13 protein-coding genes are annotated in these 16,862 nt (G+C 44.2%); all 13 read right to left on the bottom strand.

The window, feature by feature from the left end:
- Positions 1-24: 24 nt before the first annotated feature.
- Complete coding sequence (locus FJQ58_RS31540) at positions 25-3,711, bottom strand: YfhO family protein (RefSeq protein WP_139999747.1); 3,687 nt, start codon at positions 3,709-3,711, stop codon at positions 25-27.
- Between the two features lie 39 nt (positions 3,712-3,750).
- Complete coding sequence (locus FJQ58_RS31545; protein WP_139999748.1) at positions 3,751-4,194, bottom strand: phage tail protein; 444 nt, start codon at positions 4,192-4,194, stop codon at positions 3,751-3,753.
- Positions 4,195-4,204: 10 nt separating this feature from the next.
- Positions 4,205-4,414, bottom strand: a complete 210-nt coding sequence (locus FJQ58_RS33345) for a DUF6760 family protein (protein ID WP_140000278.1) — start codon at positions 4,412-4,414, stop codon at positions 4,205-4,207.
- The gene (locus tag FJQ58_RS31555) at positions 4,393-4,770 is read right to left on the bottom strand and encodes a phage tail assembly protein (protein ID WP_139999749.1); all 378 of its coding nucleotides are present in this window, start codon (positions 4,768-4,770) and stop codon (positions 4,393-4,395) included. The genes FJQ58_RS33345 and FJQ58_RS31555 overlap by 22 nt, the downstream gene beginning before the upstream one ends.
- 93 nt (positions 4,771-4,863) lie before the next feature.
- Positions 4,864-5,301 (bottom strand): phage tail protein, encoded by a 438-nt coding sequence (locus FJQ58_RS31560; protein WP_139999751.1) that lies wholly within the window; start codon positions 5,299-5,301, stop codon positions 4,864-4,866.
- A 38-nt stretch (positions 5,302-5,339) separates the two neighbouring features.
- Entirely contained in the window at positions 5,340-7,025 is a 1,686-nt protein-coding gene (locus tag FJQ58_RS31565; RefSeq protein WP_139999753.1) for a phage tail sheath family protein, read from the bottom strand.
- A gap of 130 nt (positions 7,026-7,155) precedes the next feature.
- Positions 7,156-7,719, bottom strand: a complete 564-nt coding sequence (locus FJQ58_RS31570; RefSeq protein WP_139999754.1) for a Pvc16 family protein — start codon at positions 7,717-7,719, stop codon at positions 7,156-7,158.
- A gap of 5 nt (positions 7,720-7,724) precedes the next feature.
- On the bottom strand, positions 7,725-9,959 hold the full coding sequence (locus tag FJQ58_RS31575) for an ATP-binding protein (protein WP_139999756.1): 2,235 nt from the start codon (positions 9,957-9,959) through the stop codon (positions 7,725-7,727).
- 131 nt (positions 9,960-10,090) lie between these two features.
- Positions 10,091-11,461: a PP2C family protein-serine/threonine phosphatase gene (locus FJQ58_RS31580; protein WP_139999758.1), complete on the bottom strand. Its 1,371-nt coding sequence runs from the start codon at positions 11,459-11,461 to the stop codon at positions 10,091-10,093.
- 27 nt (positions 11,462-11,488) lie between these two features.
- Positions 11,489-11,827, bottom strand: a complete 339-nt coding sequence (locus tag FJQ58_RS31585; RefSeq protein ID WP_139999760.1) for an STAS domain-containing protein — start codon at positions 11,825-11,827, stop codon at positions 11,489-11,491.
- A gap of 27 nt (positions 11,828-11,854) precedes the next feature.
- Positions 11,855-12,292 (bottom strand): ATP-binding protein, encoded by a 438-nt coding sequence (locus FJQ58_RS31590; RefSeq protein ID WP_162341901.1) that lies wholly within the window; start codon positions 12,290-12,292, stop codon positions 11,855-11,857.
- Between the two features lie 14 nt (positions 12,293-12,306).
- Positions 12,307-15,258 carry a cyclic nucleotide-binding domain-containing protein gene (locus tag FJQ58_RS31595; protein WP_139999764.1) on the bottom strand — a complete coding sequence of 984 codons (2,952 nt, stop codon included), beginning with the start codon at positions 15,256-15,258 and terminating at the stop codon, positions 12,307-12,309.
- Between the two features lie 86 nt (positions 15,259-15,344).
- A complete protein-coding gene (locus FJQ58_RS31600; RefSeq protein WP_139999766.1) occupies positions 15,345-16,547 on the bottom strand; it encodes a hypothetical protein in 1,203 nt (400 codons plus the stop codon).
- Positions 16,548-16,862 lie beyond the last annotated feature (315 nt).

Raw genomic sequence — 16,862 nt, forward strand, 5'->3', positions numbered from 1 at the left:
ACCTCTATCTATTTAAAAATAGAACTAGTGCCCTCTTCGCTGCTGTTCCAATCGAATGCGGCTCGAAAACTCCCTATACATTTGATCCGTTAGTCGTTTCATATCCAAGCTAGGCTTGGACCATTGTACCTTCGCCTGATTCAGATCACTTTCCACTGTTCTAATCGCCGACTCCAAGCTTTTAATGATTTCCTTCTCAGGTGCTTCTTTCGGTGCCGGCTTTAACACAACTTCAAGAGGAACAGCTTTCATAGGCTGCATCTCCTTGGTAAGCAGGGTCGATCTAACCTTTAGCCGATCCATTTCGCGCTGCGCCGTTGGTGAAGCTTCGCCTCTTTCGACAAGCTGAAACCGTTGCAAATTAACTAATGATTTACGATTCTTATTGATTTGGCTGGCGACCTGTGCATGATTCGTTGAAGTCGTAATATTTTTTGAAATCCGCTCATTTATTTGGTTTGTTATAAGAGTTGAGTTGATTCTATTCGTCACGTTATTTGTACGATTCACAACATGGCTCACTTCATTAGTCTCATTGCGTTGTTGACGTACCACATTGGCTACTTGGCGTTTCTCATTCGTTTGATTAAACTCATTTCTTTGATCCGTTGAATGTGTATGAATAATCATACGGTTACGGTTCGTTATCCGAATTTGATTCGTCAAACGTGCTTCATTCGTTACGTCATTCGTCCTATTTATTATATTGCTGATCTGATTCGTCTCATTCTGTAGTCGACGTACCACATTCGCTACTTGCCTAATCTCACTCGTTCGATTCAGCTCACTAGACTGATTCTGTTTAGTCCCCTGATTCGTTGTTTCTGTTTGGTTTGTCTTACGCGTTTGATTCGTTATACGATGTTGGTTTATCACTCGTGCTTTGCTTGTCACGGAATAGGTGACATTATTCATCCGATGGAGGACATTGCTGATTTGGTTCGACTCATTCCGTAGTCGACGCACCACATTCGCTACATGTCTCGTCTCATTCGTTCGAATCAGCTCATTAGACTGATTCTGCTCATTCTTTTGATTCGTTGTTTCTGTTTGATTTGTCTTAACCGTTCGGTTCGTTATGCGTACATGATTCGTTAAACGAGCTTCATTCATTACGTTATTCGTCCGGTTCAGGACATTGCTAATCTGGTTCGACTCATTCCGCAGTCGACGCACCACATTCGCTACCTGTCTCGTCTCATTCATTGGGTTCAGCTCATTGGACTGAATCTGGTCATTTTTTTGATTCGTTGTTTCTGTTTGATTGGTTGGTCCTATTATTTTTGGCTGACGGATGTGATTCGTTATACGATGTTGGTTCATCATTCGTGCTTTATTCGTCACGGTATACGTCACGTTATTCATCCGATTCACAACAAGACTCACTTGGTTCGTCTCATTCCGTAGTCGGCGCACCCTATTCGCTACCTGTTTCGTTTCATTCGTTTGATTCAGCTCATTAGACTGATTCTGGTCATTCTTTTGATTCGTTGTTTCTGCTTGATGAGTTGGTCCGATTACATTCGTCTGATGAGTTTGATTCGTTATACGATGTTGTTGATTTATCACTCGTGCTTTATTCGTCATCGTATACGTCACGTTATTCATCTGATTCACGACATGGCTCACTTGGTTCGTCTCATTCCGTAGTCGACGCACCACATTTGCTACCTGTAGAGTCTCATTCGTTCGATTCAGCTCAAAAGGCTCATTTGGGCCATTCTTTATATTTATTGGATATGTATGATTCGTTTTAACCATTCGGTTCGTTAAGCGTATAAAATTCGTCAAACGTGCTTCATTTGTTATGTTATTCGTCCGATTCAAGATATTGCTGATCTGGTTGGTTTCATTCCATAGTCGAGACACCACATTGGCTACCTGTTTCGTTTCATTCGTTCGACTCGGCTCAACAGACTGATTCTGATTGTTCTCCTGATTCGATGTTTCTGTTTGATTCATCTTGAGCGTTTTTTTCGTTATAAGATGTTGGATTATCACTCGTGCTTTATTCGTCACGGAATAGGTCACGTTATTCATCCGATTCAGAACATTGCTAATCTGGTTCGTCTCGTTCCGTAATCGACGCACCACATTCGCTACCTGTCTCGTCTCATTCGTTCGATTCAGCTTAATAGGCTGATTCTGGTCATTCTTTTGATTCTTTGTTTCTGTTTGATTCGACTTAACCGTACGATTCGTTATACGTACCTGATTCGTCACGCTATTCGACTGATTCACAACTTGGCTCACTTGGCTCGTCTCGCTCAGTTGTCTACGCACCACATTCGCTACCTGACTCTTCTCATTCGCTTGATTCAGCTCAACAGGCTGATTCTGGTCATTCATTTGAATCTTTGTTTCTATTTGATTTGACATACGAGATGGATTTGTTATTCGATGTTGTTTCATCACTCGTGCTCTATTCGTCACGGAATACGTCACGTTATTCATCCGATTCATAACATCACTGATCGCACTCGCTTCATGGCGTTTTCGACGCACCACATTCGCTATCTGACCAGTCTGATTCGGTTGTCGCAACTCATTAGTCTGATACTGGTCATTTTTTATGTTTGTTGTTTCGGTTTGATTTGTCTTAATCGTTCGATTCGTTATACGTACCTGGTTCGTCAATTGAGCTTCATTCGTCACATTATTGGTCCGATTCACTACATGGCTCACCTGGTTCGTCTCATTACGCTGACGACGTACCACATTCGCCACCTGACGCTTCTCCCTAGTGTCATTCAGCGCTTGGGTTTGGTTCGTCGTACGGTTTTGATTCGTCAAACGAACTTCATCCACTACCTTATTCGTCCGATTCACAACATGACTCACCTGGTTCGTTTCACTACGTTGACGACGTACCACATTTGCAACCTGACGCCTCTCGCTGCCTTCTTGTAGCTCAAGCACATGCTGTGATGCCACATTCCTACGCTTCGCATTCTGATTTTCTTCAAGCATGCTCGGATGACTAGAATGCTGGATCCTCTCCAGCGTTCTTGCACTTTCTATGAAATCCGCATGTCGCCTGATGCTCTCAGGAACGGTTAAAGTCTTCTGCACCTTCTGCCTTTGTGGCAATTGGTCGGGGGATTGCGAACTAATTAGTGTAGGTGTTAAGCTTGCTGAAGGCAGCCTTTGCAGCTTATCAAATTGTTGCTTTACAGTCTGGAGTGTGTTCACGATTGCTTGCAGATGCAGGGGAACGCGAATACGATTGATCGGAATTATAATTTCTTGCTTGGCGGATCGTAGATCCACAAGTGAGACTGCTGGAATTTTCACGGGAACGCCCAATAGCAACTCTTTTTCTGCTTGCACTTTCCTACCCGTAAGCAATTGCTCCGCTTGTTTGCTGCCTTCCTTCAACAGCACGGTAATCTGTCTATTCTGACGGATCATCGATGTTGCCATAGCCCCATTGATCCGTTGAAAATCCGAATTTAAATGAATGACTCGATTCATTTGAGTATGAATAAAGGTCAATTTAACGTGCAATGGCATCACTGGATACGTACGTGATATCGATATTTGAATGGGGCGATCTCTGAATGCAGCTTTCCGAGCACCAGCCGACTCCACATGCACCATACCGCTCCGATTAGTGGCTTGCCCAACAACCCAACCATATTTCATCGATAAACGATCTGCAAAAGTGCCGTCTGTCAAACGAATCGATTTTAATGGATTAGATGATTTCATTGCGTTGGCAACCCCCTTACCTACTTATCAAATATGCGATTACAACATTTTAAATCCATTATGTGTTAACTCTATTTGCTCTACCGCAACTTCACTAGCCGTAGCATTCATCTCCGGCCCCATCCACTTGGTTGGGTAAGCATCATAGAAATTCCAACGCCTGAACTCCTGATCGCGCTCATTATACAAAATAATGGAGCCGCTTTTTCTCGCGATTTTGCCCTCGACGACATCGTAATACCAATTCCATAACTCATTCGACAGAGTCATTCCCCGTTTTAACGAAAGAGGTACCAGTTTAGTGCGAGTGGGTAAACGATGAACATATTGATTCAAGCCGCCTTCTGCTACTTCTTCCACCTCTGTCTCGACACTAAGCCCACTTACCTCTGAGAACCCTGCGACCAGCATACCGTCGAGCTCAACCATAAAGCGATACGCCCCAACTACATACGGCCGTACTTGATCTGTTCGTTGATTCACGCGAGACCCCCTACTTAAATACATCGAAAGGATTATGCCGATCTGGCTCGTCGCTCATCTTTCGATTAATCTTCGAAATTTCTTCACACCACTTGCGGCGTTCTCGGTGTTCCATATCCATAATGACATCATGGGACCAGTGGAAGTAGTAAGCTATAAATCCGGTTTCTTCATAAAGACGACTCTCCGGATATAAGCTTAAGCCCCTTCCATCTCGGATAAAAAAGAGATATCTACCTCGTGTTCATGCTCACACTTGGGGCAAATTGCTTTTACTGACAGCTTCTCTGTCTCATTGATCTCACGGTACAGATTTTGCAAAAAAGCCAGATCAGCCGTAAAAAGTTTTTCAATCGTCTTCGTATCTACAGCGCGTAGATCACCAAGCTTAGTAATAACGCGAGCTAATAAAATGATCGTCAGATAACCTGGGTTTTGTTGTACGCGCTGATCTCTCATCGGTAGAATCTCATCGGCAGCCGTTGCCAATCTCATCGTACCCCTGCGATGCAAATTCCCATTTTCATCGACATATCCTCTAGGCAACTCAAATTCATATTCTGTTTTGAAAGACATGTTGTCACTCCTCTTTACTTTATTCATTGCAAAAAAAGATAAGAAACGGACGAAGGAACAACGATAAATAACGTTGTTCCCCTGTCCTATTTATTATTGTGTACGAAGCATTCCTTCATGGGCCAGCTCTAATAGCTCAATTGCCACTTCAGATGCAGTAGCATTAAAGTCCGGTGCCGTGTATTTGGTTGGCCATGCTTCAATAACCTGCCAAGTGGCTACGTCTTCGCCCTCTTCATCGATGGCAATAATAGTCACTGTTTTTCTCTCAACAGTTCCTTCTACGACACAATCTTGGATCCACTCAAATAGATCCATCGTTTCAGTAGCGCCCCATTTCAAGGAAATGTTGCCATACTTCGCAAGTCCAGGTAGTTTCCGTGGAGTAATAACATCCGTACCCTCTCTGTACTCAATAACATCAAGAGACGCATCAAAACCAGATACTTCGCTAAAGCCTGCTTGCTCAATGCCTTCTACCTCAACACGAAATCGAAACTTGCGGTATGGATCATTACGTTCGCCTGCCATAATCTATACTTCCTCTCCTATCAAATAGATTTAATTAATTATTGTTCATTCGTTTTTTGAGTAATGCGGAAGACAACGAACTCAGCTGGCTTCACAGGAGCAATGCCGACCATACAAATTAGACGACCATTATCAATATCATCCTGAGTCATCGTGTTGCTGCTAATGTCAATATAGAACGCTTCACTTGGAGATGACCCTTGCAGCGCCCCTCCTCGCCATACGCGGGTAAGGAATGCGTCAATTGTACGATGCACGCGAGCCCATAGACGCTCATCATTCGGCTCAAATACAACCCAGTTCGTTCCGGCCTTAATCGATTCCTCTACGAAAATAAAGAGACGACGAATATTAATATATTTCCAAAGCGCGTTTGATGATGTTGTTCTTGCTCCCCAAATTCGAATCCCTTGTCCAGAGAAGCTGCGGATCAAATTAACGCCTTTCGGATTCAATATGTCTTGCTCGCCCTTGTTATACTGAACATCAAGACCGGTTACGCCGCGTACTACCTCGTTCGCCGGTGCTTTCTCAACGCCGCGAGTACTGTCACTGCGTGCATATACGCCAGCTACGGAGCCGGATGGAGGAACAAAAATATTACGTTTCTCCAGCGGATCAAACACTTGTAGCCATGGATTGTACATGGCCGCATAGCTGGAGTCAAAAATATCACGATGCGTAAGAACGTCCTGCACCTTTGTTTTCTCTCTAGGAATATCTAAAATAGCAAATCGACTGCCTAGATTTTCACAATGGGCAACGAGCGCCAGTTGAACGGCAGGTTCGGTAACCCCTGGAACAGAGATAATGCTAACTTGATCATTATCCACAAAGGCTTGAATTCCCGTACGTTTGCCAGGGCCGTTATCCTCGCCTACATAATTGGAGACACTAATTCCTTCAAGTGTTCCGTCCGAACCACCAGCAAGAGAAACCGTATATTTCGCAATTTCGTCAAAAAGCGCAGCAACGCTGCCGTCACCAGCTGCCAAAATCGTAATTAATGATGAGCGTGAAGCTGCTTTGTCTACATAATTAGCCGATAGTGGATTGAACGAGCAATTTTCGAAGCTTTCCGCCTCGTCTCCATAGGAAACATGAAGCGTAAATTCCGAAGTAGCAAGCACCTTCACTGGCAGCAATCCGTTGTCAACCACTTTACCTTCAAGCGGGCTTTCTAGCTCAATCACTTGATCTCGCGATTGAACAACTTTTCCTGTTACTTTACTGCTTCCATTAAAAAAGGTAACCTCATCGCCTTCATGAAAACCGTTGCTATTTTTAACACGATATTTGCCTTCGCCAAGATCCTCAAAAATTTGTGTTTTTGCTTTGCTGGAAGGCACACAAGCGATTCTCATTTGATTAGCCCAAGCGCCTGAATTTTTCGCGGAGATGTTGAAGAACTCGCCTTCATTGGTAGCAACTGCAGCATCAGAAGGCGCAACCCTCATAATAAAAGCCTGTGAGCCGCCATTTACAAAAAACTGTTCAACAGCGTAAGCCAAAAAGCGATAAGAGCCAAATTGATTATCAGATAAATAACTGCCGTAATTGCGTTTGAAATCATTCATACTGGTAATAAGCGCCGGCAATCCTTCTACAGGGCCTCTCTCAGCAAGACCAATGAAACCTGCTACGCTTGTACTTACGCCGGAAAGCGGTTGACCTGCACTATCAAATTCCTCCACATACACACCTGGTGAAAAATATTCAGCCATTTTGTTTACCCGACCTTCTTACAGGAAAGATATCCAAGCATCGATCCAGAAAATCGGTTCCTCCTTTCAGAATTTAAAGTTTTGCAAGGTCGACTCAACGCTTATGATTCGACCGCAGCAATAAAGATCACTAGCTTTGCTCTACCTTCAGATGACGTTCGCGAACTCTAGAGACGCTCTTCGTCCTTGTCGAATCCAAATAAACAGGACCTATCTTATAGCTGAGCGATAACTTATAAGGGAGGCTTGGAAACAAGCTTATCGCTGTTTCCAGCGGTATTTCTTCCTTTACGATTCGGTAAGCGCCATTCGTGCCTGCCAGTGAGCCTACCAAATCCTCCCCTTTAAGAATGTTATGATCATGAAGCACCTGCATCATTTTACCCATGATTCGCTGCTCGTCTATGGCTCGAGTCAGAACGTCAGAAGCAGAATGTGCCGTAATGAGATAAGATAGATCTAATGCGATAGGAGGATATCTCATCCGGTCGCCTTGATCAATCAAGTCATTGCTTCTAAAATCTGTATTCTCTTTAATTTCATATAAATAAAGGCTCAGATTCATATCGCCCTTGTCGCCGGGGTGAGCAAGCCCTACCCCATCAGCATGAGCGATTAATTCAGGAACCAGTTCCTCACGGAGCACCTTAACCAGAGACAACCCTATATCAGTAACAACAGAATAGTCTGCCACTCTTCCTACCCCTTCCAATACTCGGCGTATGGACCTAAACGGTCCTTGAGCAGCAATTTACCTGTTTTCTTATACTCTTGTATAACGCTTTCGATCATATGCTTCATGGCTAACGACGTTCCTTCACTAACGGCAAGATAGGCTGCAGTCAAGATAACGTTCTTAATCGATCCGCCAGCCAGCTCAAAGGTTTGCGACAGGAAGGCATAATCAATCTCCTCAGATGGCACTTGCGGTGGAATCGCTGAACGCCATAGCTGCTCCCTCTGCTCCGCACTTGGAAATGGATACTTGATTATAAATTGAATCCTTCTAGTAAAAGCATCATCCAGATTCTGTGCAAAGTTAGTAGCCAGTATCGTTAGCCCGTCGTATTCTTCCATCTTCTGAAGCAAAAACGAAGTTTCCATATTGGCATATTTATCATGAGCATCCTTAACCTCAGATCGTTTGCCAAAGAGGGCGTCCGCTTCATCGAAAAACAAAATGGCACCGCTTAACTTCGCTTGATCAAAAATTTCGCTCAAATTTTTCTCCGTCTCGCCAATGTACTTGCTTACGACTCTAGACAGATCAACCCGATACAGCTCGGCTTCCATTTCCTTTGCCATCACTAAGGCAGACATCGTCTTGCCTGTTCCGGGCGGTCCTGTAAACATCATGCTAATGCCTCTGCCGTAAGGCAACACTCGGTCGAAGCCCCAATGATGCATGACGGTATGGCGATGCTTGATCCGGTTACATGCTTGCCGCAATAGTTGCAGCGTATCATTCGGAAGAATCAGATCCTCCCACCTAAATTTCGACTCTACCTTTGCCGCTTTGTTTTGCAGTTGATGATTTGTTAATTGATATGCGGATTGGTGCAGCAGCTTGGAAGGATTACCAGCCGTCTGAGGCCTGAATGCCGCTGAATCTTCCCATTTTTCCAGCTTTCGGGCTTCTTCAACGGTAGTGATCATTTGACCTGGGGTGAATCTGAACTTCCCTGCCAGCTGACTAATCTCATTTGCAGTAACTAACCATGACTTCTGCGTTAACTGCTCCCATAATTTCTGGCTTTGTTCAAGATCGGGCAACGGGATAACGATATTCACCCATGTCTTATCTGGCATTCTGATTGACGACTTCACTGGCTCCTCGCTAAATAGAAAGACGATGCCGGTCCAGTCTAGCAGCCTTTCAAACAACCATTGCTTTCGCCTATCATTTCCTGTCGTAAGGCCCTGAGTTGACTGTAGTGTATGTATTCGGTCAAAGGCTGGAATCGCATCGATGAGCGCAGCTTCCAGCAATACCTGATCGATGACCTGTCTAAATGCTTCTTGTTGCTCCGGAGCATGAGAAAGATCAAATTCCAAAAGGGAGCGTTTCAATATTTTTGAAATATGTCTCGCATGAAACGTTTTTCCGCTTCCTGTTGGTCCTTGAAGTACCCATAGTATAGACGTCATACGAGAATCTCTATCTGCTATATACTTCTGCATATGCGTATGGATATCTTCATTGATAAGCAAGGAAGGCAGCTCTTTATGATTGGCACACGAGTAATGCTTAAGCGAAGCTAACGCTCCATCATAACGCCATTCAATGCCCAATAAGAAATTAATCAACCGCGGTTCGAGGCGAATGGGCTCCATTAGTAACGAGAAGTGTTTCAAATCATTTAGATTGGTGTAAGAAGTGAAGAAGCCCTTCATATGGCTATTTGGGCTTGTCATGATCTCATAGGCATATTTACGTTCAGCTAACGTCGTACAGCATAATCGAAGCATCAGATCCAGCGTCAAATGCTGACTGGTCATATCATCCTGCAAATAGGCATATAGCTTCAAATACTTACGATTGACATGTGGAGCAATGGCAACGATCAGCAACCGAATATCAAGCTCATTCAGTCGAAAACCGGTTTTCAGCAGTTCGATTGGCAGTGAAGCCTGCTCTAGTCTGCTCTTCTGCAATCTTGCAGCAACACGTGTCTTAAGCTGATGCAGGAGCAGATCCTGTTCAGATGTTAGCTGTAAGAAGGGTTCATCCTTGTCCAGTAAAGCTTTAGCCTCCGACACGCTAAAGTACATGCCTCGAAAAGCATCTACCGATACGGCTTCTTCCTCTGTAGCAAGCATGCGCTGCATCTCATACTCCAGAAGGACATCGAGAATGATAAGCTCGTCTAGTAAATAGTCCTTGGGATGCTCATATGCATCAACCATTGAGGTCAAATGAAGTATATTATTCATCTTATTGAATCCCACTTCTCCTCATCTGGTTCTTCGGGATCATCACACCCCACTTCTTAATTCATCATTTAAATGTTTCATCTTTTATTTTCACATGATGCCACGAGTTTCGCAACCTTTTTTGTATATTTTTAGCTAATATTGTCGTTATGTGCTAAGTATTTAATTGCCATCATGGCAATATCGTCAGATTGTGCGAAATGATTAGAGAATTTAAGCACTTCTTGACGCAATATCTCCGTAATAATCGCAGGAGATTTGTCCGTTGCGTGCTGCAAAGCTTGGCGCAACCGTTCGGTTCCAAACCATTCCCCGTTTGCATTTTCTGCTTCCGTTATTCCATCAGTATACAGTACTATCGAATCACCCGAATGAAGCTGAATCTCACAATCTGTATACTCCGTATCTGCAAAAATACCAATCGGCAAGCTCTTCACGCCATGCAATTCACTAATCTGATTCCCAGATAGTACATAAGGCGTACAATGTCCACCGTCACAATAGATCATCTTTCCTGTTTTTGTATTCAGTATAGCAAGGAAAATGGTAGCAAACATCGTTGAATCCTCATTACTTATCTCTCGATTGATTTGCCCGATAATGGCGGCAGGAGAATGATGCCCGCTTGCTTTGGCCTTAATCCAAATCATTAATCCAGACATAAACAACGCCGCTGGCATTCCCTTATCCGAAACATCGCCTAAGCAAACGAGCAATCGATCCTCATCCAGCTGAATAAAATGATAGAAATCCCCGCCGACCTCGCGTGCCGGAATGAGGCATGCATTTAAATCGATTTCCTCGGTCCTTAGCCTTTCACCAGGGAGAAAGCTGTACTGTATTTCCTTCGCAATTTTCATTTCGCTTTCCATACGTTCTTTCGCTGCAGTCGTTATACGTAAATTTTCCATCGATTCAAGCAGTGCTTCATAAAGAAGCATATTTTCAAGCGCAATCGCCGCCGGTGAAGAGATCAGCTCTAACAGACGAAGATCTTGTCCGTTAAATGCTCGTTTTCCCTTTTTATTGATTACCTGCAGCACGCCTAACGTTTTACCATTGGATCGTACAGGTACACAGATCATATTGCGTGTTGGGATTTTCACTTTGGCTGATACTCGATTCGACCAACGCGTATCTTTGCTAACATCGGCAATGAGGACGGATTCACCGGTGGATGCAACCAATCCAGCAATGCCTTCCCCCGCTTTCAGTCGAATCTGCTTAACCTCTTCATTCTTCTCTCCCGTCGCTACCTCAAAATATAATTCTTTCGTTTTTTCATCGACTAAAATAATGGATGAGCCTTCAGCGCGAAGTGTACGGGCCGTTGTTGCCATAATAATCTCAAGCAGCTCCTTACGCTTGATGGTCGAGCTCAAACGCAAACCAATATCCAACAAGGTAGTTGTCCTACTCCGCTCCAGGTTCAACTTCCAAATAACAGCCAGAGCATAACTTAATGCAGCGCCTAGCAAACCGAACGCTATGATGATAAACACGGAACCACTCCTCTTGCAGCAATAAGACTATGCTCGAAAGAATTGCAATGCTTCTTCTCGCTCAGGAAAGATCTCAAAGATTGTTGAGAAACCAGAGATTTGAAATACTTCCTGCACATTCGCATTCAAATTGCATAGTGCAATTTTACCGGCAATCGCTCTCGTTTTTTTAACAGCAAGCAGCATCACTCTAAGACCGGCACTGCTAATATACTCCAGCTCGTTCATATCAAATACGAATTGCTTCATTCCCTGCCCAAGCAGCTCCAGAAAGCGTTGTTCAACCTCCCCCATCGACGCTCCATCCAATCTACCTGACAGGCTGATGATACTGATTTCATTCTGCTGCTCGACATTAATCAACATTAACGCTCCACACCTTCCCTTTGGGTTCTATTCGCTAATTTTTTTATAAATCTTCAAATGATTACTTTCATCAATTCTTTGATACGTGCAGCAGTCCATAAGCTCTTTTATCAAATAAATGCCTAAACCGCCAATCTCTCGCTCTTCAGCAGACAGAGCTACATTAGGCATTTCCTGCTGCAATGGATCAAAGGCTGGCGCATAATCAATAAAATAGATCAAAATCTCTTTATCAGCTCTGCTATAAGTGATTTGAAAGTGAATTTCCGACGAAGTCTGCTTTTCCTTTGAAAGCTTCTGATAGCCATGAGTAATTATATTTGTAAACCATTCTTCGCAAACAAGCTGCAGCTGCAGCATGACTTCCTGTGAAATTTGCTGCTCATTGCAAAATAAAGCGATATGCTGCCTTAATTGCTCCCAGTTCAGCAAGTCTGATGAAACGGTGGCAAAATGTCCCCTCATGCTCATTACAACTCCTATCCGAGCTTAAGCAGCATATGCTCGAGCGCCCTTAATCGCTGACTGATGGAACGCAGCAGACCGATTCCGATATCTGGATACAAACGTACTAATCGCGCGGCTTCGGCTCCTTCAATTTCTAGCACTCTTGCCTGATCGAACAGCACTTCTGCCGATACGAGTGAAGGAAGGTCATCGAATAGTCCCGCTTCGCCAATCGTTTGCTTAGAACCTAAAACCCCGATCGTGCCTTCTGTACCGTCTTCATTTTTGCCGCTGACTTCCACATGGCCTTCAATAATAATAATAATCGCTTGACTCGCCTCGCCCTGCTTGATTAAAAATTCGCCATCGTGATATGTTTTTTCGTGTGCAATGCTTGCTACTCTTCCTAATTCTTCAATGGAAATCTCTTGGAACAATGAAACCTGCTTCAAGAACACAATTTTATCCAAGGCGCTTAAATATTCCCAATTATTCATTAACAGCACTCCGCCTTCCGCTGCTCCCGATTTGACTGCTAATGCTTGAAGCCAGGGGTCCGTTACTTCCCCCTCAAAGCTCTCCGTGCTTTGCTTTCGGGAACTTTTCCCCTCTGTATAAGCTCGTTCACGATAAAACGCAAGCAGCGTCGAATCCAGCTTTGAATTTCCCAAGCCCTCCGACAGTATTTCCAAGCCATGGTCGCGGATTTCTTCATCGGGATCCTCTACAGCACGTCGCAGCTGCGGGATTGAACGCTCATCGCCAAAACGAATCATAATCGTCCATATCGTATCCAGTATATAACCCGTCATTTCCTCAACCCTTGCTTTTGCCAAGCCTGTCCATTCTGGCTTGTTCATCGCCTCAATTCGTGCAGTTACCGCATGACTTGCGGATAAAGCTTGAAGCCTTTGTATACAAGAGGGCACCACGATTTCCCTAATCTCTTGATCCGAGCCAATGGCATTCGCTACCGAAACCGCCGTACGCCAAATTTCATCATTAGGCGAGGAAATAAACCGAACCAGTTCAGGCATTCCGTCAGCTCCACCTTCGATTAATGCTTCCTCAATCGCTAGCCGAAGCTCCTTGTCAGCACCAACAAGCAGCTCCATCAAGCTGGAAACAACCTCGCTGCCGCCCATTTTCCCCATCGCGCTTACCGCATTAAGCTTAACGATTGTTGTCTGTGACAGCAGGCACATCATGACATCGAAATACAAGCTATGCAGCTTGCGTTCTCCGATAATCTGGGAAGCAAGTACCGCCGATTCCATCCCTTCTCCCAGCATTCTACGCAAATCATCAAGCAATACGGAGCTTTCCTCCATGCTTCTCCATGCTTCTGCTTTCACAAGCATGCTCTCATCTGTACGCGCTGCTTCCACTCGATTCTCTATGCTTGATGCTACCTCACTGTTTGTTGCAAATAACTGACGGTAAGCAATCGCCCGTACGTTCTCATCATGATCCTGCAGCAGCTCTTCCATCGTTTCCGAAGCCAATTCCCGCCATCCATCCGGATGGATAGCAGCTATCCCGAGCGCACGCCGCTCATCCTTATGCAGCATGACATACTCCCATAATGACTTGCTAAACACAGGGTCAGGCTGGCTCGACAGAAGCTCAAGCGTAAACCGCTGAACAGTCTCATCCGATTGCTTTAATTGTTCCATAAGAGTACGCCTTACCCGCTCATGCTTCATGGATTCTAGAAATTCACTCAAAAAATCCTTTGCGGCATCCGTACTGACTTCCAAAAAACGTACGAGCTCTTTAATATACAAATGTCGAGCACCCCATGCTAACATAACAAGCGCCACTGCTAGACAGGTTCCAATCACGGCTTGCCATGTCAAGGAAATGCCGGCTTCGGAGTGCAGCATAGAAACCAGAGATCCCAGTAAAATCCCTGCGGAGGCGGCAATCCCCTGCGCGGTATAACGAAAGCCGTCACGATGCTGAATCGGCAGCATTTTGAAGAAAAATTGATAGCTTGGTTCCGCAAAATAATAGAGCAGCAAATAAATCAGACTGTAACCGATCGAAACGGCAACGAGAGCCATCTCGCTGCTTACGAGAAAGCTAACGAACAAAAAACAGCCCAAAAAAATAATCGTAATAGCGAAGATCGTATTGCTCGCGCCTAACCAGTCCATTAGCCTTGTTGCAAATAGCTGCAAGAGAAGTGCCGCACAGAATAAAACAATAACCATCAAACCATAGAAGGAAGTTAATTCTGACTCCGTAGTAAATACCTCCTGCGCTGATGTGAAATATTGATATTCGATTAGGAAGTACACGGCTGGCATTAAGGTCATAATCCCAATGACAGTTAACAAAAAAGGCGATCGAAGCGTTTGCTTCAAGTAATACAAGGAGGAGACCGTCTCCTTCACTTCATTTTCACCGCTTTTGTTAAACGTCAACGGCAACAAATACTGTTTAATCGAGCGCCAAAAATTGGGCAAACCCAACAGCAACAAAACGGCTGCAAGCATATAAAGAAGTTCTGGCCCAAGCAGCGGCGCTAGCGTGCTCGATATAACGCCCGCAATAATACCGCCAACAATAGCCGCCAAAACGAAGATTGGCATGACCCGCTTCGCCTGTTGTGTAGGGCATAAATCAAAGGCCGTACTCCACATCAGCAAGGTTTGCTGCCGTACGACAAAATTCGAGGCTAAAAACAATAGGATATAAAATCCAATCCACTGAATTCCTGCATAACGAAAAACAAGCAGAACAATCCCATTAAGCAGCCCTATTGAAATAAAAAAACTATATAGCCCCAGCATAAATTTCGGTTTAGCTATTCGCTGCGAAAAAAACGAAAGAAGCCATCCCTCCAAAGGGAGAAGAATCGCTTCTATTAAATACATCATGGGTAAATACTGCGTACCAATGCGACTATTAAAAATAGCCATAAATGAAGTGTAATTGATCATCTCGGAAATACCGGCAAGAAAAAACACGGTTCCCATGACCCAAACCTTCCGCCTGTCTTCGTATCTTAATTGAAATAATGATTGTATACCTGTCAGCACTCGCAGTTCCACCTTGTAGTCAATTATTGAGAGGAGCGTAATTGATGTGCGATCATATCTTTAGTTGGTGTAGGCTTTTGGGCCGTTAAGCCCAGTTTCTCCATTAATTGAATGAATGCTCTCTCTTTTTTTGTAACTCCCCGTTCAAAAATAAGTGAAACAATAATCGTTAGTAAGTAGACGTAGCATTGCCTTGTGGAGTAATAGCCATTATCTTTAAGCTGCCGCTTACGAGCTTCCTCACGAGCCTTAGGTGGAAGCGTCAAATCAACTTTCAAAAAGCGGTCCACAATAAGCTCGGGCGTTCCAACCGCTGTCACCGATTTCTCTTTGGGCTTCCCGCTAGGCATAGCCTTGATTCCGAACAATAGCCAATTTAACTGTTCGTGATCATCCAGCATTTTCTTCAGATCATTTTCGTCATTCACTTGCTTCTCCTCGCCTCGGCCCAGCAGCTCCAACCCAGAAGCGAAGAAATCTCCCTCTTCCTCAAGCTCCAACTCTTCTTCCTGCTCTAATTCATTCTTTTCATGATCCAGGTAATGCTCTACAGACAGCTCATCGGCAGTGTCCAGGTTGACCTTCTCAGCTTCATTCAGCGCAGAAAGCATTTTTCCCCAATCCACCCACTTTTTCAAAAGTATCGTTATCGACATCGTTTTCGTAAAATCAGCAAACAGAAGCTTACGGCGATTCACCATTTTATGAATGGCAATCTTCTTCTGGGGAATAGACAGCATCTCGAATCTTCGCATCAACAATGCCTTGCCTTGCTTATTCGCTTTATAATTAAGCCATAACACAATATCTTTATACGGTGTGAGCAGTCCTGTTACATCAACGCTTCCCACAGTTGCCTGTGCACCTGACTCATTCGCTGTCCCCTCTAATTCGGGCTCATCAGGCTCTAGTCTTACTCCTTCAACATTAGTTGCAGCAGCAAGCAGACCTTCCCAATTCATTGGAGCATTCATTAAAGACTCTAATCGATCTATAGAGCCTGCCATCTCTAACAATACGGCTTGCCTCTGTGCTGGAGATAGCTTTTCAAACTGTCTCCACAATACTTGCTGATGATCTTGATAAGCCTCTCCCTCCAGCCATTTGATTAGCCTCTCATAAGGTGCTTTCACACCCTTGGATGCTTCGGTTGAAGATTGTTTGCCATGAAGGGCATGTATCATTTTCCCAGTTGCTTGATTGCCATAGCTCTGCTGCAAAGACATCGCCCTCGTCCTTGTCCCTTGCTGCTCATCACTTAGATGTTGTTCTTTTATTGACGACTGCTGCCTCAATGCTTCTCGAGATTGATTTGCTTGTGCTGGACTTTTCATCTTGCGTCCCAGTGCCATAACATTCACCTATAAGTCAGTCTATCGACTAACATCCTCAGACAAAAGTAAAAACGAATAACCTGATAAAACATTCCTAAGACAGTAATTCTACCAAAATCGACCTTTTCCTTCTTATCTAGTCACAAAAGCCTATAATCCAACGATTTGCAACAAAAAACTTACAACTATTTCCGCCTCATGTATAAT

The organism is Paenibacillus paridis (genome assembly GCF_006345825.1).
Taxonomy (GTDB): domain Bacteria; phylum Bacillota; class Bacilli; order Paenibacillales; family Paenibacillaceae; genus Pristimantibacillus; species Pristimantibacillus paridis.